Origin of the sequence: Turicibacter faecis, assembly GCF_037076425.1 — a bacterium.
Lineage (GTDB): Bacteria > Bacillota_I > Bacilli_A > MOL361 > Turicibacteraceae > Turicibacter > Turicibacter faecis.
In genome coordinates this window covers 228,188-246,706 of sequence record NZ_AP028127.1, presented here as the reverse complement: position 1 = coordinate 246,706, position 18,519 = coordinate 228,188, and the positions used below count along the sequence as shown (strand labels likewise).

Genomic DNA, 18,519 nt, shown 5'->3' with positions numbered 1-18,519 from the left:
GGAAAAAAATCTCTCTTTAAAATTTAACATAAATGGATACAATTTGTACACAAGAAAAACATAATTTTTTTATTATTATATATAGAGGTAACTTCGCCTTTATCGGGCCTTCCTAATAAGTAAATCCAATGATTATATTTTATAAGCCTTTGACTGAATCACTTACTCTAACCACTGTTCATCTTTCCTTGCTAAATAAATTCATAAAAAATGAGGAGGAACTACCATTCATCGAATTAATTATCAGAAAATTATTGTTGTTCTACTCACCTGTACATTAATTACCCTTATCTTTCTATTATACTCACTTCTTTCAGAATTACTTGTTTTTCCAGGTGAAACAAAAAAAAATCATATCTCGGACGAGAACCTTCAAACGACTATTCAACTTTCACACCCAATAAGTGATAAATGCGAACTAATCGTCACATCTAAAAATAACGATTATTTAAAACAACTAAATCAAACATATCCCGATTGTAAAATTATTAATAAATCTAAAATTTATGGATTCCACCTTATTCACCAATTACTTCTTTTGTTCGACAATTAAAAGGTATACACTCCCTTTGAGATTATCCTACATCCCATGACCCTTTTTCGTTGCCCTCTCTTCTTTCCCTTTGATCAAAAGACCATGCATCGACCATCGTAAAAAGGCACCCTAAAAGTTCAGGGTACCTTACCATACGTATTTGATTTATTTATTATTTTTCTGCAAGATTAGAAACTGATGCAGCAACTGAAACTAACTCCTCTGTCTCTAATGTTTCAGAAACTAAGAAGCACTCAACGCCTCCCTCAACCCATGTAATTGAGTTATCGCTTAATGCTCCAATTGTACCATTAATCATTACAGGTTGTCCTGAAACAGGTTCTACCCCTGTAGACTCATTATATGCAGCAGGTTCTTGAATCATTGTAAACTCTTGATCCCCGCTAAATGTCATAATCACGCGCTCTCCATCTTGAATATCGATAGCTTGCTTATTAACTAATGTTGTTCCTTCAGGTAAATAAGCAGGATAGAGTTCACTTTCTAAATTTGCTAAAGCTCCCTCTCCCATTGTTTCCTGTGAATATTCCATTGTTTTTTGGCAATCGAAATATCCATCTTTAAACTTTTTATCAAAATCAAATGATGAAAACTTCATTGAAATACGTGGCTCACCTTTAGAATCTAAAACATAAACTTCTGTTGGTGTTAATTCTTTTTTATCAAAAGTAATTTTTTGAGAGACTAAATCGCGATTTCCGTGATAATTCGCTTTAGTTTCGAATGTATATGCATCCTCTGTGGCCTCGAATTTAGCTTCTGCATCATTTAAAATATCCGTAATTAATGATTGGTATAAATAAACTTGTGAACTTGATAATGGCCAATCACTTTGGAATTTAAATTGTTTATTTAATGCAGGTGTTAAAACGAAAACTCCCTCATCATTTTTTAAAATAATTTGCTCATTGTTCGTTGTTTCATTTTTTAGTGTTACTTTGTACTTGTTATCTTTTTGATAAGCCACTTCTACGTTGTACTGATACACTTGTCCATTATTATCAACTTCCATTACCCCTGTTGCATAATAAGACTTAGCATCTTCTACGTTACTAGTTAATTTGTCAACAACATCTTGCTGCGACATTTCCCCACATGCAGTTAATAGCACTGTAAGTACTACTGTGAACATTAAACATAATTTCTTCATCGCTATCCACCTCTTTATTAAGTTCAATTTCAATTAATCCTATGAGGAAGCAACTGAATTTATGCTTTACTAAAAGAAAAACTTATCGATGAAGTAAACACTTACCTCTCCTATCCTAAAATAAAATAAGAATTATATCTTTATTACGCAAAATTTATTCCATTTTAGAAAAGGTTGCCCTTCAGACAACTAACATTGTCTAGAATCGTCATTAGTTGCCTGAAACGATTCCTATTTTAATTATTCCCAAACAACAAAAGCCACCGCATAATGATCACAATGACTTATACTAAGATGAACATTTTCTATTACTGGCTTTAATAAGTAGGGTTTCCCCGTCTCATCATTGACAATACTAAAATCTTGATATTTTTTCCCGTGGCAAAATGACCCTAATGCCTTATATAAGGCCTCTTTAACAGCCCATCTCCCTGCAATAAATTCATTTTTTCTCTTTTCACTAACAAATTGGGAATACAAAGTGACTTCTTCCTCACTTAAAATTTTATCAATAAATCGTTCCTTTTGCCGCACTTCACTTATTCTTTTAATCTCAATGATATCAGTACCAATTCCCTTCATAAAAAAACCTCCATTTCCTCTTTCCTTTATAATAAAAAAAATCTCTAGAAAAATCTAGAGATTTTTTTTTACATCATTCCCATACCGCTCATGTCAGGTGATGCCGGTGAAACTTGAGGTTTTTCAATTTCTACAACCGCTGCTTCAGCCGTTAAGAAAGAAGCAGAAATACTAGCTGCATTCTGTAATGCTGAGCGAGTCACCTTCGTTGGGTCAACAATACCGGTTTTAAACATATCTACAAACTCATCTGTCGCAGCATTATATCCATATCCGGCCTCTAACTCTTTCAATTTATGAATAATAATAGATCCTTCAATTCCCGCATTTTCAGCAATCTGACGAACTGGAGCCTCTAATGCCTTCAATACAATCTGAATTCCTGTTGCTTCATCACCTGATGCCTCAATTTTTGATACCTCATTATAAATATTCATGTAGGCTGTTCCACCACCTGCGACAATTCCTTCCTGAACTGCTGCACGAGTTGCATTAAGGGCATCTTCAATGCGTAATTTTCTTTCTTTAAGCTCCGTTTCCGTTGCGGCTCCAACCTTAATAACAGCCACACCACCGCTTAACTTCGCTAAACGCTCTAATAATTTTTCTTTATCAAACTCCGATGTTGTATTTTCAAGTTCTGCGCGAATTTGAGCAATTCTAGCATTAATGTCCATTTGTGAACCTGTTCCTTCAACAACGGTTGTATGATCTTTGGTTACAATCACTCGTCCAGCACGTCCGCACTGATCCAACGTTGTATTTTTTAATTCTAATCCTAATTCTTCTGTTACTAACTGTGCACCCGTTAAAATAGCAATATCTTCTAACATGCGTTTGCGACGATCACCAAAACCTGGAGCCTTAACAGCTACAACATTAAATGTTCCACGTAACTTATTAACAACTAATGCTGCCAATGCCTCATTTTCAATATCGTCTGCTACAATGACCATTGGACGTCCTGTTTGAACCAATTGTTCAAGAATAGGTAAAATATCCTGTAAAGTACCTACCTTAGAGTCGGTTACTAAAATATAGGGATTATCCAAAACGGCTTCCATTTTATCCGTATCAGTCACCATATAAGAAGATAAGTATCCGCGGTCAAACTGCATCCCCTCAACAATATCCATTGTCGTTTCAAAACCTTTTGACTCTTCAAGTGTAATAACACCATCATTTCCAACTCGCTCCATTGCCTCAGCAATCAGTTTACCGATTTCCTCATCTGCTGCTGAAATAGCTGCTACGTTAGCAATTGATTCTTTGCCTTCAATTGGTTTTGAATTAGCCTTTAATGCTTCTACCGCTACTTTCACGGCACGCTCAATTCCACGGCGAATCGTTATTGGATTGGCTCCAGCCACAATATTTTTATTTCCTTCCCTAATCATCGCCTGTGCTAAAACTGTCGCTGTTGTCGTTCCATCACCCGCAACATCATTTGTTCGACTTGCAACTTGAGCAACTAATCTAGCTCCCATATTTTCAAATTTATCCTCTAACTCAATTTCCTTAGCTATTGAGACACCATCATTAATAATTTGGGGCGTTCCAAACTTTTGTTCTAAAATAACATTTCGTCCCTTTGGTCCTAAAGTTACCTTCACCGTATCAGCTAACTTATCCACACCACGAATCATTGCACGGCGGGCATCTTCTGCAAATAAAATCTCTTTTGCCATACTATAAAATCCTCCCTTATATTAATATCTATTTATAACTTACTCAACAACCGCTAAAACATCATCCGATGATAAAATAACTAAATCTTTTCCTTGATGGGAAACTTTTGTTCCCGCAAATCCATTATAAATGACACGTTGTCCTACACTAACAGAAGGCGTCTTAAGCGTTCCATTCTCTAAACACTTTCCTTCCCCAACGGCCACGATAACACCCTCTGAGTGACTTGGCTTTGAAGTCTCTTTTGAAAGAATGATCCCACTTGCCGTTTTCTTCTCAAGCTCAACAATTTCGATAACAACATTATCGTTTAATGGTCTTAACATGTCTTTCCCTCCTCGTTTTTATCACTCTATTATAATGAGTGCTATTAAATAAATTATACAGAGATGAATAAATAATGGCAATAATTTTAAGAAAAAATCCTTTTTATTATTATCTACCTACTGATTAATATGCTTCTTAGATCTATTTATTCCAAATACATGGGAGAGCCTTTTATTTATGATAAAAAAAGACCAAGTGTGGCACTTGGTCCCTATTTTTTAAAAGGTTTAAAATCCGCCTTTATTTTTATGATAAATGATTCTCATTCCTTTAAATGCAAGATCTGGATCATAAACATCAATCATATCAGTTTCGTTATATATAATGCGCCCCAATCCCCCTGTGGCCACTACTTTGATATCCTTTCCAACTGCCTCTTTTACCTTCTTAATAATATATTCTGTTTGGCCAATGTAACCGTAAACCAAACCACCTTGCATACTAGTAATCGTATTACGGCACATAATCGTTTCTGGCTTCTTAATTTCAATCTCTGGTAATTTAGCTGCCTGCGTCCATAGCGCCTGTGCCGAAATTTCAATCCCTGGAGAAGTTACTCCAAATTCAAACTCCCCGTTCTCATTTACATAATCATAAGTTGTGGCAGTTCCAAAGTCAATAACAAGCGCAGGGCCTCCATAAATATAATAAGCAGCCGCAATATCTACAATACGATCCGCCCCAACTTCACGAGGATTTTCCGTTCTAACACTAATTCCAGTCTTAATTCCAGGCCCTACAATCATTGGTTCAATATTAAAATATTTACGAATAGCATTAGTTAATGAATGCATAATTTTAGGAACTACACTCGAAATTAAAACAGCCTCTACCGCTTGGGGATTAATATCCTTTGTTTGAAGAAAAGAAAATAACGTAATTCCAAACTCATCAGATGTTCTTTGTAATTTAGTTGTTAAACGAAATGTAGCAATTAAATCGTCTTTATCATATACCCCTAACGTAATGTTAGTATTTCCGACATCAATAACGATTAACATATTGTTCCCCTTTTCTTTATTAAAATCTTCAATAACTGTTCCATAATTTCATATCCGAGGGCTTCCTTAGACATCTTATTCAATTTCACGATTCCATCTCTTTGAATAAGCGTCACCACATTTGTATCCCCCTTAAAACCTGCAAATTCTTCATTTAATTGGTTGGCAACGATTAAATCCGCATTTTTACCTAACAATTTTTTAGTGGCGTTTTCTTCTAAATTTTCAGTTTCCATTGCAAATCCACATATCACTTGGCTATCTTTTTTTTCTTTCCCCATAGCTAATAAAATATCTTTGTTCATGACTAAATCAAGTGTCGTCTGTTGACTTTGTTTCTTTAACTTATGTGGATTCACAAAAGAGGCCCTATAATCAGAGACTGCGGCAGATTTAATTAAAATATCATACTGATCTTTTAATCCAGATACTTCCTGAAACATTTCATCTGCTGTTCTTACTTCGATAATCGTCATAAAAACAGGTTTTCTCAAAGAAGTAGGCCCCGTTATAAGCGTCACCTCAGCACCTAAATTACGTGCGGCTCTCGCTAAGGCGTACCCCATTTTACCACTAGAATGATTCGTTATAAATCGTACAGGATCAATATCCTCCTGTGTAGGCCCGGCCGTCACAACAACCTTAATCCCAGCTAAAGGCTTATCCTTAATCAATAAACACTCAATGGCATCCTCAATATCTTCAATTTCTGCCAGGCGACCTTTTCCGACATCTCCACAAGCTAAGTAACCACTAGCAGATTCAATAATAGTCATCCCAAATTCCCTACATTGCTGGATATTACGTTGAGTAATTGGGTTATTCAACATCCCTGTATTCATTGCCGGAGCAATTAATTTAGGACAATTGGCAGCTAAAAAAGTTGTTGTTAACATATCATCAGCAATTCCATGGGCAATCTTCGCAATACAATTGGCTGATGCAGGTGCTAAGACAAATACATCCGCACGTTTAGCCAATGAAATGTGGTTAACGTCATACTGAAAATTTCGATCAAATGTTCCTACTGATACCCGATTATGCGTTAACGTTTCAAACGTCATCGGAGTAATAAACTCCGTTGCATTTTTTGTCATAATCACATGGACATCATAGCCCTTTTTATATAAATTACTCGCTAACTGTGCAGTCTTATAAGCGGCAATCCCCCCACAGATTCCAATGACTACTGTTTTTTTTTCCATTTACATCACCTTCTTAGTTATAGGTTCTAAAACCTTAGTTAGTGGTGCCACGATAACAACCGCTAAAATAGCTTCTAATAAACTATTTGTTGTAATAACACCTAATAATAAACCAAACAATGCTGAAACTTCAACACCCTTTGCCGACGCATAGCTTGGGCCAAAAAATACATAAATCATGCCTAATACTAAAATAGAATGAATAATTGTGCACACTAATGCCGTAAAACTACTTCCGATAACGGATAATTTATTGCCCTTATGTTTAAATAATTGATAGATTATCGCAGCTAAAACACCCAGTAATACGCGCGGCACAATCGCAATCACAAGACTCCAAAAATTTCCGCTATAATCGCCCAATGAATAAAAAGGAGTAAACACAAAAGACGTAATCGTAGGCGTCAATGTATTAATAACGACACTACTTACCCCAAAAACTAAACCTGTTATAGCCCCACCTTTTATGCCTAACAAAATTCCAGCTAAAATAACAGGAATATGCATCGTTGTAGCACGTACAAGTCCTAAAGGAATATACCCAAGCGGGGTTAACATTAAAATAACCTGGATACTGCAAAACATAGTTACTAAAATTAAAAACTTCATTCTCTTTCTTGCCTGATTCATCTTATCTTCTCCTCCACTGTCGCTCTCCTTTAGATGCAACGTCTCGAATAATCGTATGAAAAACGTTAGCTTCTTCTTAATTGATGTCAAAATAATCACCATTAACAACCGCTAACATTCTCATCGCCCACAATTATACCTATTTTTATGAATAATGGCAACAATTTACCATTAATAGAAAAAATCTATTCTCATATGAGAATAGATTTTTCATTCGACTTATTTTTTTAGCTGTTCGCGTTGAAAAACATAAAAGAATAACGTTTCTAACTCCATATTTAAATCAACTTCATGAACAAGGATATCCTCACTCACATTAATAACAGTTGAAGAAAGATTCAGAATTCCTTTAATACCTAATCCCTCTAATGAAGTCGCTACTTTTTGAGCAACAAATGGTGGAACCGCTAAAATCACATAGGTTACATGATTCTCTTCAATGTATGAAGATAAATTATCTAAATGATAGATCGGCAACTCCCCAATATGCTGACCCACTAAACTTTCATCTATATCAAATCCTGCGACTAAATTAACAGGTGTTCTAAATAATCGTCTTTTAAACTTATCCGAACTAAAATACTTTACTAAAGCGCGCCCTAAGTTTCCAACCCCAATCAAAATACAACGTTGCGCGTCATCTGGTTTCAATAAATTATTAAATGCCTCTAATACCACACGTACTTCGTATCCATAACCTTGGCGACCTAATTCACCTAAATATGAAAAATCACGTCGGATAGTTGCAGAATCAATCCCTATTTTTTGACTTAACTCTCCCGATTGAATTCGTCTCACTCTCATCTCATCGAGTTCTACGAAACAACGACGATAAAGTGCTAATCGTTTAAGTGTTGCGTTTGGTATATTTGATAGCATACAAAACCTCCTTTATCATATTTAAATAATAACATGAAAACAAATCATTGTGAATAGTATCCACAAATAAAACATCTATATGTTAAATTTTAAAGATTATTTGAGGCACTCCGTTGCCTATCTCTGATTTAAGCATTATACTTAAGATATTATCTTAAATGAGTGAATCTTCTAAGAAGTTAGTAAAGGAGAAACAAAATGATTTTATTACAAACAAGTAAACTAACTAAACTTTATTCGGGGACCCCAATTCTTGAAAATGTTCAATTTGAGGTAAAAAAGGGGGAACGCATTGCCGTTGTTGGGCGTAACGGGGCAGGAAAGTCTACCTTACTAAAAATGATTGCAGATGAAATTGACTATGATAGTGGGGAAATCCATAAGCCGCAAAGCGTCATCCTCGGATATTTTGCGCAATCTAGCCATATCAATTCAAATGATACCATTTATAATGAAATGTTAAAGGTTTTCCAAAAAACAATTATGCTTAAAGGTCAATTAGAAGCACTAAGTTTAAAAATGGCTGAAGAAGATCCAACGAGCGAGAACTATCTAAAAATTATTGATCAATATCAACAATTAAACCATCAATTTGAATTAATGAGTGGGTATACTTATGAATCAGAAATTAATAATATTTTAAATCGTTTTAAATTTAACGAAATCGGATTCGACCAAAAAATTTCTAACCTCAGTGGAGGACAAAAAACGAGATTAGCACTCGCTAAATTATTACTTCAAAAACCTGATCTTTTAATTCTCGATGAACCAACCAACCATTTAGATATTGATACCATTGAATGGCTTGAAGGTTATTTAAAAAAATACCCAGGTGCTGTTGTTATTGTTTCCCATGATAGATACTTCCTTGACCAGATAGCCACAACCGTCTATGAAATTGAGTACCGTAAATGTACAAAGTATAAGGGGAATTACTCAGACTATATGGATCAAAAGGCCATTTCCTACGCTGCCTTAATGAAACAATATGAAAAGCAACAAAAAGAAATCTCGAAGATGGAAGACTTTATTAGCCGAAATATAGTTCGTGCCTCAACAACTAAAAGAGCTCAATCGCGTAGAAAGCTCCTAGATAAAATGGAACGAATCGAAATGCCTAAATTAAATGATAAGTCTATAGGGATTACCTTTGAAATCGATCGTCGTAGTGGAAACGATGTTCTCAAGGTAGAAAATGTAGCCGTTGGATATGATGATAATAAGCCAATCTCAGATCATTTGGATTTCCATATCAATCGCCTTGAACGCGTGGCTCTCATCGGACCCAATGGAATTGGAAAATCTACAATCTTAAAAACAATCGCCGGGGACCTTCCACCACTAGAAGGTGATATTTTCTACGGAAAAAGCCTTGATATGGGATACTTTGATCAAGAGCAGGCTAATTTAACCTCAAATAATACAGTACTAAATGAGGTTTGGAACGTTTTCCCGAATAGACTAGAAAAAGATATTCGAACTCTACTTGGAAACTTTTTATTCACCGGTGATGATGTATTTAAAACAGTGCACCAACTCTCGGGTGGAGAAAAAGTCCGTCTTACCCTATGTAAACTCATGCTCCAAAGAAATAACTTCTTACTTTTAGATGAGCCAACTAACCACCTTGATATCGATAGCAAAGAAATGTTAGAACTTTCCCTCGAAGATTATGAAGGTACACTCTTTTTCATTTCACATGATCGTTACTTTATCGATAAAATTGCTACACGTATTTTAGAAGTAACGCCACATGGGGTCGTCTCTTATCTAGGAAACTATTCTGACTATATCGAAAAGAAACGTCTGATTAATGAACAAATGGCGTCTCAACAAAATGAAATGGCGAACAGTTCAACAAATAGCATTACCGACTATCAAAAACAAAAGGAACAACGACGATTAGAACAACAACGTAAACGACAATTAGAAGACATTGAAAATAAAATAAATGCGTATGAAGAAGAACTGGCTTACAAAAAGGCTGAGCTCTTCCAAGAAGAAGTTTACTTAGATTCGCAAAAATCGGCTCTAGTCCAATCTCGTATTGAAGAATTGGAGGAACTTCTTTTAGAAGCTATGGACACCTGGGAATCACTAGCACAAATAGATTAATAAAAACTCTATCTCATATGAGATAGAGTTTTTTCATATAATGAATCATCTTATCTACAGGAGGACAGGCATGGAAGCTAAAGAAATAACTATTCACAAGAAGGCATTTTTAACTTATCAACAATGGAGTCAATGGAAAAATGATAATCATTGTCAGACAATCTCTCCTGATTTTGATTGTGTCATTCAATCTGGGGATAACCCTGAAAATTCGACATCATACTTACTTAAAAGTATAGAAAATCAAATACAAGGTATACTTCAACTTGATCGCTCAAATCAAGATAACCGCTGTCTTCGTTTAGAATTCGAACTCGATTTAGAACATTCCTACATAGAAATGAAGAGGGTCTTAACACGACTAATCACCCAACTATTTGAAGAGGACATTCATCGAATCGAAATTGAGACTCCCCTCTTAAAACCTATACACCATCAATTTTTAACGGAAATAGGATTTAGGCATGAAGGCATTCGGCAACAAGCATTTTACAGCAAAGGGTCATATGAAGATATACATCTATATGGACAAATAAAAAAAGAACCAAGCAGACAGTTACAGGACTACCTCGATTATGCACTTCCACATTATCACAATCCTGAATCGCTTTACTCTATCATAAACCATCTTGGATTTTTTAATCCCGAGCAGTTAAATACTTCAAAATTATACTTTCTAGCAACATTCTGTGGATTACTTGAAAAACTACAAACTAATAGTAAGTTTATTCATGAAACCCTAATTAAATTAAACGATCTAAATTGGTCTGCTAAAGAAATTAACGAGGCATTACATAGCTTAGCTCGACAGTTATCCACACCTCTTACAGAGGAAGAAAAAATAATCCATGATCTTTATTATATTGAACAGATTAGCGCCTCTACCCTCATGAAAGTCATTTCAACAGAAGGATTAAATTCTAGTCTCATTCATAAAATAATAGAGGGCGATTTTCAATTTTTCACTTCCATAGGAAAACAAATGGGGTTAGAAAGATTAGAATATACGCAAAAAATAATTGCTCAATTATAGTGTTTCTCCTTATTGATAAATATAGCTCAATGGGGATGAGATCGTCATGATTTATAAGATGACTTAATTAATAGAGCTAACTATTAAACGAATCAACTCTATATAAAGAAAAGGCTCCTTCATCTTTTATTACCTACTTTGGGTACTAATCATTAGGCGGTAGAGATGTCAGACAATCATCTTGATCAAAATCTTAGACGATGTCTTTTATATAAAAAAACGGACCAATGTCGTCCGTTTTTTTATTCCTTTAAATAGATTTTAATTCCATACCTGATTGCCCATTCATCTCCATATTACTACGATGACCTCTTAAATAAGCCTGTGTTCCAGCGGCTCCAATCATTGCAGCATTATCGGTACACAACGAAAGCGGTGGAATTGTTAGTTTGAATTGCCCCTGTGCCTTAACCGCATTTTCAAGTGCGTGTCGCAATCCTTTGTTTGCCGAAACACCACCGGCTACAATAATTTGTTTAACATGAAACTCTTTTGCCGCACGCATCGTTTTCTCAACTAAAACTTCTACCACACTCGCTTGGAAACTTGCCGCTAAGTTTTCAGGTATAATCTCCTCGCCCCTTTGCTTAGCATTATGCACCGTATTGATTACTGCTGACTTCAGTCCAGAAAAACTAAAATCATACGAATCCTTATCCAGCCAAACCCGTGGTAATTTATAAGTGTCTTCCCCTAAAGCAGCTAAGCGGTCAATATGCGGACCTCCCGGATACGGTAATTTTAAAGTGCGCGCAACCTTATCATAGGCTTCCCCTACAGCATCATCTAACGTCTCACCAATAACCTTAAACTGATAATGGTCTTCCATATAAACTAATTCCGTATGTCCCCCCGAAACAACCAATGCAAGTAAAGGAAATTGAAGAGGTTCTACAAGTTGATTAGCATAAATATGCCCGGCAATGTGATGTACCCCCACAAGTGGAATATCATGTGCAAAGGCAAGTGCTTTAGCAGCATTAATCCCAATAAGTAATGAACCAATTAATCCCGGCCCCTCTGTTACCGTGATAGCGTCTATATCTTTCCAATCTATATTAGCCTTTAATAAAGCTTCTTCAAATACCATCGTTACATTCTCAACGTGATGGCGGCTTGCCACCTCTGGCACCACCCCCCCGAAACGTTTATGACTTTCAATTTGTGAAGAAACAACATTCGACAATATCTCAATACCATTTTTAATAACGGCCACACTTGTTTCATCACAACTACTTTCAACAGCTAATACTATAATATCCTTGTCCATGACCATCACCTACTTCTAATTAATTTTACGAGTCATTAATACGGCATCTTCAGAATCCGCATAATAATTTTTACGAATCCCTGCTGAAAGGAATCCACACTGTTCATATAAATGAATAGCTACATAATTACTACGTCGAACCTCTAACGTCATATTTTCTCCTCCATTTTCAGAGGCATCCAGAATAAAACGTTCCACAAGCAGTTTACCATAACCTAGTGAGCGATACCGTGGGTCAATCGCGACGTAAAATAAATCTGCCATTTCAAAAATAATTTGCCCAACCAAATAGCCCACAATCGTACAATCTACTTCAATGACAATACCATAATAAAAGTCTTGCTGCACCGCATAATCGATAAAGTTAAAGGCCTGGGAAAATAAATTCTCATGTAATAATGAGACCTCTGGAATATCCTCTACTGTCATTAATCTAATTAACATAACCATCTATTCCTTTATTTTTTGCTCCGCTAACCAATTAACCTCAGCTTCTGGTAAGCGATGATACGTCGGGCAAAAATGATGGATATCATTAACAGGTTTCCTATTCACAGCAATTTGAGCTAATATCGAAGCATGCGGAATATTTAAATCGGCATCTTCTACCTTAATCGCCTTATTTCCTAAAGTTTGTGTAATTACTTCCCAATACTTAACAACATCATTACCTAGGAAATATATTTTTTTATCCTTTTTCGATAAAATTTCTAGTAACTGAGATAAATCATAGTGACCATCGGCAATTACTGATTCATATGTTTTCCCATCATAGACTCCCGCAAAAACTGATTGGCGGCGCGCGTCAAATAAAGGGACTACATAGCCCTCTTCATAGAGATTACGAGCTAATATCTCTAAACTTGAAACTCCAACTAATGGTTTCTTTAACGTCCACGCCAATGTTTTAGCAACAGTAACACCTATCCTTACTCCCGTATAAGATCCTGGTCCCTTTGCAACCGAAATTAAATCTAAATCTTTAGGAAAACGTTGAGTTTGTTTAAACATACGATCAATTGCAGGCATTAAGCGTCTTGAGTGATCATTTTTAGTTGTCTCAATGATCTCATATAATATTTGATTATCTTCTACTAAGGCAATTGATAAAGTAGTATTGGACGTATCAATAGCGATTGTTAACATATTTACAACACCTTTCCAATCGTTTCATAATTTTTTCCTATAGGAGTTAATTCAATACAACGTTGATTTTCTCCCTCTCTAAATATTTTTATATCTAATCTTTCCATCGGAAGTAAATCCTCGATGCGACTTGCCCATTCAATAACACATACCCCATCACCAAACAAGTAATCATCTAATCCGATATCATCTCCACCACTTTCTAAGCGATAGACATCCATATGATATAAAGGAATTCGACCTTGATACTCCTTTATAATATTAAATGTTGGACTGTTTACATTGCGATTAATTCCTAATCCCTTCGCGAGCCCTTTAGTAAAAGTGGTTTTTCCGGCACCTAAATCACCCTCTAATGTTAAAATCATTCCATTACTTACCCATTTACCAATTTTATATGCGATATCTTGCGTCTGTTCCAACGACGTCGTTCTGATTTTATATGTCATACTATCACCTTATACCTCATAGAATAAAACTTACATTATTATGGATTAATTTTCATCAAAAATAACTTTCTAATCTATAATATTTTCTAATTATATTATAACATATCTATATCACATAATTATTGTTAATACGACATTTATCTATAAAAGCACTGAAAAATGATAGAAAACGACAGCCTTCTAAATGTTCTATCCTGTTGGTAACACGATGTAGCTATCTAAAAATTATTTATTTTTCTATTTATAAAGGTTAACAATTAAACCGATGGGTATAATAAAAAACTTTAATTAAATAATAGACACCTTAAATTAGAAACCCTTTTCATTGTACTCTGTCCCTCTATAGAAGAACAGCTAACTATGGACGTATAAAGAAAATCTCTAAGATAATTATGTACCATCCTATATTTAATCGACAACAAATAAAAAATTCCTGTGGATAAGGGGGAAATACAGCTACTTATATCCACAGGATTTAATTTAATTCTCGCCTGTTTAATCGTTCAAGAAATTAACTGATATAAAGCTAATAAAATAATCATAATACTCGCAACGTATTCGGCATACTTAACAGTATTTTGGCTCAACAAATTGTATGTTAATCGGCATCCTAGTTCGATAAAAAATATACTTAAAATCAGACAGGTTATTGATGTCAAATAAATATTAAGGCCTGTAAGGGCAGCGCCGATCCCAAGTCCAAAATTATTTATACATAGAAAAAAACCTAGCATGCACGCTTCCCGTAAATCGATAGATTTAGAATGATCCATATCAAATTGTTCAGCAACATTGGCAGCATCATCTAAGATTTCGCGATCATTTTTAGTTTTTAAATGCTTCCTGAATGACTGATAAAACATATAAATACCAAATAAAAATAGTAAGGCACTACCTATATACTGGGCAATCGAACCAACACAAAATCCATCAAATAAATTACCTATATACATTCCACCTAGGGTACCTAGGCATGAAATCATACCAACAATTAAATTGCTTAAAAAGCAAATTTTTATTTTTCTTGCACCATAGCTTAAACCTATTATGAGATTATCACAGGTAACCGATGCGGAAAATAATAGAATAGCTAAAAAGTTCATTTTCTATCCCTACCTTTACTTTATTACAAGATACTATATGAAATAAAGTAGTAATAGGGACTACAAAACAAAAAAAACATCCCAAAGGATGTTAATTGGCTATTTGGAGCGGGTGAAGAGAATCGAACTCTCACAGTCAGCTTGGAAGGCTGAAGTTCTACCATTAAACTACACCCGCATTTTTTTATGGCCTAGCGACGTCCTACTCTCGCACTTGCGTACTACCCTCGGCGCTAAGGAGCTTAACTTCTGTGTTCGGTATGGGAACAGGTGTGCCCTCCTTGCCCTTATCACTAGACCTTCTGTCAGATTTCATCAATCTCACAAAACTAGATATCTTCTGCTTACTTCTTCTTGTCCGGCAACTCTCGCATCACAGTGGTAAAGTTCAATAACTGTTCATCACCTTCGTGATTCCTCAGTTCTTTTCACTTTCTGCCTGTGATAATCGCTCGTTTTTGCCTTTCCTATTTAGTTAAGTCCTCGATCGATTAGTATCAGTCCGCTTCATCTGTCACCAAACTTCCACTCCTGACCTATCTACCTCGTCGTCTTCAAGGGATCTTACTTCTTTCGAATGGGAAATCTCATCTTGAGGGGGGCTTCACGCTTAGATGCTTTCAGCGTTTATCCCTTCCACACGTAGCTACCCAGCTATGCTCCTGGCAGAACAACTGGTACACCAGCGGTGTGTCCATCCCGGTCCTCTCGTACTAAGGACAGCTCCTCTCAAATTTCCTACGCCCACGACGGATAGGGACCGAACTGTCTCACGACGTTCTGAACCCAGCTCGCGTACCGCTTTAATGGGCGAACAGCCCAACCCTTGGGACCGACTACAGCCCCAGGATGCGATGAGCCGACATCGAGGTGCCAAACCTCCCCGTCGATGTGAACTCTTGGGGGAGATCAGCCTGTTATCCCCGGGGTAGCTTTTATCCGTTGAGCGACGGCCCTTCCATTCGGTACCGCCGGATCACTAAGCCCGACTTTCGTCCCTGCTCGACTTGTTGGTCTCGCAGTCAAGCTCCCTTCTGCCTTTACACTCTTCGAATGATTTCCAACCATTCTGAGGGAACCTTTGGGCGCCTCCGTTACTCTTTGGGAGGCGACCGCCCCAGTCAAACTGCCCACCTGACACTGTCCCCTGACCAGCTCATGGCCACGGGTTAGAACCCCAGTAACACAAGGGTAGTATCCCAACAGCGACTCCTCCAAGACTGGCGTCCTGGTCTCTTCGTCTCCTACCTATCCTGTACATGTGTCACCAGTGCTCAATATCAAGCTACAGTAAAGCTCCACGGGGTCTTTCCGTCCTGTCGCGGGTAACCTGCATCTTCACAGGTACTATGATTTCACCGAGTCTCTTGTTGAGACAGCGCCCAGATCGTTACGCCTTTCGTGCGGGTCGGAACTTACCCGACAAGGAATTTCGCTACCTTAGGACCGTTATAGTTACGGCCGCCGTTTACTGGGGCTTCAATTCAAAGCTTCGCTTGCGCTAACCTCTCCTCTTAACCTTCCAGCACCGGGCAGGCGTCAGCCCCTATACATCACCTTGCGGTTTAGCAGAGACCTGTGTTTTTGATAAACAGTCGCCTGGGCCTTTTCACTGCGGCTTGCTTTCACAAGCACCCCTTCTCCCGAAGTTACGGGGTCATTTTGCCGAGTTCCTTAACAAGAGTTCTCTCGCTCATCTTAGGATTCTCTCCTCGCCTACCTGTGTCGGTTATCGGTACGGGCACCTAATAAATTATCCCTAGAAGCTTTTCTTGGAAGCGTGACATCAGCTGACTTCACCCTTTCGGGCTTTCGGCATCACAGCTCAATGTTTCGCCATGCGGATTTGCCTACATGACCACCTCACTGCTTACACGTGAATCCATTCACACGCTCAACTTAGCCTTCTCCGTCACTCCTTCAGTTTATTAAGTGGTACAGGAATCTCTACCTGTTGTCCATCGGCTACGCCTTTCGGCCTCACCTTAGGTCCCGACTTACCCAGGGCGGACGAGCCTTCCCCTGGAAACCTTAGGCTTTCGATGGATAGGATTCTCACCTATCTTTCGCTACTCACACCGGCATTCTCACTTCTAACCGCTCCACAGCTCCTTCCGGTACTGCTTCTCCGCTGTTAGAACGCTCTCCTACCACTGACACTTCGTGTCAATCCGCAGCTTCGGCGGTCCGTTTAGCCCCGGTACATTTTCGGCGCAGAGTCACTCGACTAGTGAGCTATTACGCACTCTTTAAAGGATGGCTGCTTCTAAGCCAACCTCCTAGTTGTCTGTGCATCTCCACATCCTTTTCCACTTAACGGACACTTGGGGCCTCAGCTGGCGGTCTGGGCTCTTTCCCTTTTGACCATGGACCTTATCACCCACAGTCTGACTCCCGATCATATCTATCTGGCATTCGGAGTTTGATTGAGATCAGTACCCCGAGGTGGGGCCATCACCCATTCAGTGCTCTACCTCCAGTAGACTCTTATCGAGGCTAGCCCTAAAGCTATTTCGGAGAGAACCAGCTATATCCGTGTTCGATTGGAATTTCACCCCTAGCCACAAGTCATCCAAGCACTTTTCAACGTGCCCTGGTTTGGCCCTCCAGTCAGTGTTACCTGACCTTCAGCCTGCTCATGGCTAGCTCACACGGTTTCGGGTCTACAACATCGTACTCCTCGCCCTATTCAGACTCGCTTTCGCTTCGGCTCCGTCTCTTCAACTTAACCTTGCACGATATCGTAACTCGCCGGTTCATTCTACAAAAGGCACGCCATCACCCTTTAACGGGCTCTGACTAGTTGTAGGCACACGGTTTCAGGTTCTCTTTCACTCCCCTTCCGGGGTTCTTTTCACCTTTCCCTCACGGTACTGGTTCACTATCGGTCACTAGGTAGTATTTAGCCTTACGAGATGGTCCTCGTTGCTTCCGACGGGATTTCTCGTGTCCCGCCGTACTCAGGATCCCTTCCCTGCTTCACACAATTTCACCTACGGGACTCTCACCCCCTCCGGTTGGCCTTCCCAGACCATTCGGCTATCATGTTCAGTCATTTCTGAAGGTCCTTCTACCCCGGATTTCTCCGGTTTGGGCTCCTCCCTGTTCGCTCGCCGCTACTTGGGGAATCGATGTTTCTTTCTTTTCCTCCAGGTACTTAGATGTTTCAGTTCCCTGGGTCTGTCTCCTCTATGGCTATTGATTCACCATACGGTGCTAGCGTATGACCACTAGCGGGTTTCCCCATTCGGATATCCCCGGCTCTTTGCTTACTTACAGCTCCCCGAGGCGTTTCGCCGTTTGTCGCGTCCTTCTTCGACTCCTAGTGCCTAGGCATCCTCCGTGCGCCCTTTATTACTTAACTTTTCTTCTTCAGAAGATATC

At 38.0% G+C, this 18,519-nt stretch carries 15 protein-coding genes, 1 tRNA gene and 2 rRNA genes; 2 read left to right on the top strand and 16 right to left on the bottom strand.

All coding sequences use genetic code 11. The features are described from left to right. Positions 1-707: 707 nt before the first annotated feature. From AACH31_RS01290 to AACH31_RS01255, 8 genes are all read right to left on the bottom strand, one after another. Positions 708-1,706 carry a LolA family protein gene (locus tag AACH31_RS01290; RefSeq protein WP_161832302.1) on the bottom strand — a complete coding sequence of 333 codons (999 nt, stop codon included), beginning with the start codon at positions 1,704-1,706 and terminating at the stop codon, positions 708-710. Positions 1,707-1,946: 240 nt separating this feature from the next. Further along, positions 1,947-2,288, bottom strand: coding sequence for a holo-ACP synthase (acpS, locus tag AACH31_RS01285; RefSeq protein ID WP_161832303.1), 342 nt, complete (start codon positions 2,286-2,288; stop codon positions 1,947-1,949). A gap of 68 nt (positions 2,289-2,356) precedes the next feature. Then, positions 2,357-3,976 (bottom strand): chaperonin GroEL, encoded by a 1,620-nt coding sequence (gene groL, locus AACH31_RS01280; protein ID WP_161832304.1) that lies wholly within the window; start codon positions 3,974-3,976, stop codon positions 2,357-2,359. A gap of 39 nt (positions 3,977-4,015) precedes the next feature. Then, entirely contained in the window at positions 4,016-4,303 is a 288-nt protein-coding gene (locus tag AACH31_RS01275) for a co-chaperone GroES (protein ID WP_161832305.1), read from the bottom strand. 228 nt (positions 4,304-4,531) lie between these two features. Next, complete coding sequence (locus AACH31_RS01270; RefSeq protein ID WP_161832306.1) at positions 4,532-5,305, bottom strand: type III pantothenate kinase; 774 nt, start codon at positions 5,303-5,305, stop codon at positions 4,532-4,534. Next, entirely contained in the window at positions 5,299-6,510 is a 1,212-nt protein-coding gene (gene coaBC / locus AACH31_RS01265) for a bifunctional phosphopantothenoylcysteine decarboxylase/phosphopantothenate--cysteine ligase CoaBC (RefSeq protein ID WP_161832307.1), read from the bottom strand. The genes AACH31_RS01270 and coaBC overlap by 7 nt, the downstream gene beginning before the upstream one ends. Continuing rightward, positions 6,511-7,140 (bottom strand): ECF transporter S component, encoded by a 630-nt coding sequence (locus AACH31_RS01260; RefSeq protein WP_161832308.1) that lies wholly within the window; start codon positions 7,138-7,140, stop codon positions 6,511-6,513. It abuts the gene before it with no gap. 219 nt (positions 7,141-7,359) lie between these two features. Next, positions 7,360-8,019 carry a redox-sensing transcriptional repressor Rex gene (locus tag AACH31_RS01255; protein ID WP_161832309.1) on the bottom strand — a complete coding sequence of 220 codons (660 nt, stop codon included), beginning with the start codon at positions 8,017-8,019 and terminating at the stop codon, positions 7,360-7,362. A 198-nt stretch (positions 8,020-8,217) separates the two neighbouring features. Between AACH31_RS01255 and abc-f the strand changes: the two genes are divergently transcribed. Together abc-f and AACH31_RS01245 are read left to right on the top strand one after the other, a co-directional pair. Continuing rightward, on the top strand, positions 8,218-10,134 hold the full coding sequence (gene abc-f / locus AACH31_RS01250; protein WP_161832310.1) for a ribosomal protection-like ABC-F family protein: 1,917 nt from the start codon (positions 8,218-8,220) through the stop codon (positions 10,132-10,134). A gap of 70 nt (positions 10,135-10,204) precedes the next feature. Then, on the top strand, positions 10,205-11,167 hold the full coding sequence (locus AACH31_RS01245; RefSeq protein ID WP_161832311.1) for a GNAT family N-acetyltransferase: 963 nt from the start codon (positions 10,205-10,207) through the stop codon (positions 11,165-11,167). 250 nt (positions 11,168-11,417) lie between these two features. Here AACH31_RS01245 and tsaD read toward each other — a convergent pair whose 3' ends face one another. From tsaD to AACH31_RS01205, 8 genes are all read right to left on the bottom strand, one after another. Beyond that, positions 11,418-12,437, bottom strand: coding sequence for a tRNA (adenosine(37)-N6)-threonylcarbamoyltransferase complex transferase subunit TsaD (tsaD, locus tag AACH31_RS01240; protein ID WP_161832312.1), 1,020 nt, complete (start codon positions 12,435-12,437; stop codon positions 11,418-11,420). A 15-nt stretch (positions 12,438-12,452) separates the two neighbouring features. After that, complete coding sequence (gene rimI / locus AACH31_RS01235) at positions 12,453-12,881, bottom strand: ribosomal protein S18-alanine N-acetyltransferase (protein ID WP_161832313.1); 429 nt, start codon at positions 12,879-12,881, stop codon at positions 12,453-12,455. Between the two features lie 6 nt (positions 12,882-12,887). Continuing rightward, positions 12,888-13,583: a tRNA (adenosine(37)-N6)-threonylcarbamoyltransferase complex dimerization subunit type 1 TsaB gene (tsaB, locus tag AACH31_RS01230; RefSeq protein ID WP_161832314.1), complete on the bottom strand. Its 696-nt coding sequence runs from the start codon at positions 13,581-13,583 to the stop codon at positions 12,888-12,890. Positions 13,584-13,585: 2 nt separating this feature from the next. Then, on the bottom strand, positions 13,586-14,032 hold the full coding sequence (tsaE, locus tag AACH31_RS01225; RefSeq protein WP_161832315.1) for a tRNA (adenosine(37)-N6)-threonylcarbamoyltransferase complex ATPase subunit type 1 TsaE: 447 nt from the start codon (positions 14,030-14,032) through the stop codon (positions 13,586-13,588). 503 nt (positions 14,033-14,535) lie between these two features. Next, entirely contained in the window at positions 14,536-15,135 is a 600-nt protein-coding gene (ytaF, locus tag AACH31_RS01220) for a sporulation membrane protein YtaF (protein ID WP_161832316.1), read from the bottom strand. 104 nt (positions 15,136-15,239) lie between these two features. After that, positions 15,240-15,313: transfer RNA gene (locus tag AACH31_RS01215), tRNA-Gly, on the bottom strand. Between the two features lie 11 nt (positions 15,314-15,324). Beyond that, positions 15,325-15,433 (bottom strand): 5S ribosomal RNA (gene rrf / locus AACH31_RS01210). A 173-nt stretch (positions 15,434-15,606) separates the two neighbouring features. Next, a 23S ribosomal RNA gene (locus tag AACH31_RS01205) occupies positions 15,607-18,499 on the bottom strand. Positions 18,500-18,519: the final 20 nt, after the last annotated feature.

What these genes read in the sequence shown, in the direction of transcription:
- AACH31_RS01270 (WP_161832306.1), bottom strand. Translation starts at nt 5,305, where the DNA reads ATGTTAATCGTTATTGATGTCGGAAATACTAACATTACGTTAGGGGTA.
- AACH31_RS01255 (WP_161832309.1), bottom strand. Translation starts at nt 8,019, where the DNA reads ATGCTATCAAATATACCAAACGCAACACTTAAACGATTAGCACTTTAT.
- tsaE (WP_161832315.1), bottom strand. Translation starts at nt 14,032, where the DNA reads ATGACATATAAAATCAGAACGACGTCGTTGGAACAGACGCAAGATATC.
- AACH31_RS01260 (WP_161832308.1), bottom strand. Translation starts at nt 7,140, where the DNA reads ATGAATCAGGCAAGAAAGAGAATGAAGTTTTTAATTTTAGTAACTATG.
- AACH31_RS01245 (WP_161832311.1), top strand. Translation starts at nt 10,205, where the DNA reads ATGGAAGCTAAAGAAATAACTATTCACAAGAAGGCATTTTTAACTTAT.
- abc-f (WP_161832310.1), top strand. Translation starts at nt 8,218, where the DNA reads ATGATTTTATTACAAACAAGTAAACTAACTAAACTTTATTCGGGGACC.
- tsaB (WP_161832314.1), bottom strand. Translation starts at nt 13,583, where the DNA reads ATGTTAACAATCGCTATTGATACGTCCAATACTACTTTATCAATTGCC.
- AACH31_RS01275 (WP_161832305.1), bottom strand. Translation starts at nt 4,303, where the DNA reads ATGTTAAGACCATTAAACGATAATGTTGTTATCGAAATTGTTGAGCTT.
- acpS (WP_161832303.1), bottom strand. Translation starts at nt 2,288, where the DNA reads ATGAAGGGAATTGGTACTGATATCATTGAGATTAAAAGAATAAGTGAA.
- coaBC (WP_161832307.1), bottom strand. Translation starts at nt 6,510, where the DNA reads ATGGAAAAAAAAACAGTAGTCATTGGAATCTGTGGGGGGATTGCCGCT.
- ytaF (WP_161832316.1), bottom strand. Translation starts at nt 15,135, where the DNA reads ATGAACTTTTTAGCTATTCTATTATTTTCCGCATCGGTTACCTGTGAT.
- rimI (WP_161832313.1), bottom strand. Translation starts at nt 12,881, where the DNA reads ATGTTAATTAGATTAATGACAGTAGAGGATATTCCAGAGGTCTCATTA.
- AACH31_RS01290 (WP_161832302.1), bottom strand. Translation starts at nt 1,706, where the DNA reads ATGAAGAAATTATGTTTAATGTTCACAGTAGTACTTACAGTGCTATTA.
- groL (WP_161832304.1), bottom strand. Translation starts at nt 3,976, where the DNA reads ATGGCAAAAGAGATTTTATTTGCAGAAGATGCCCGCCGTGCAATGATT.
- tsaD (WP_161832312.1), bottom strand. Translation starts at nt 12,437, where the DNA reads ATGGACAAGGATATTATAGTATTAGCTGTTGAAAGTAGTTGTGATGAA.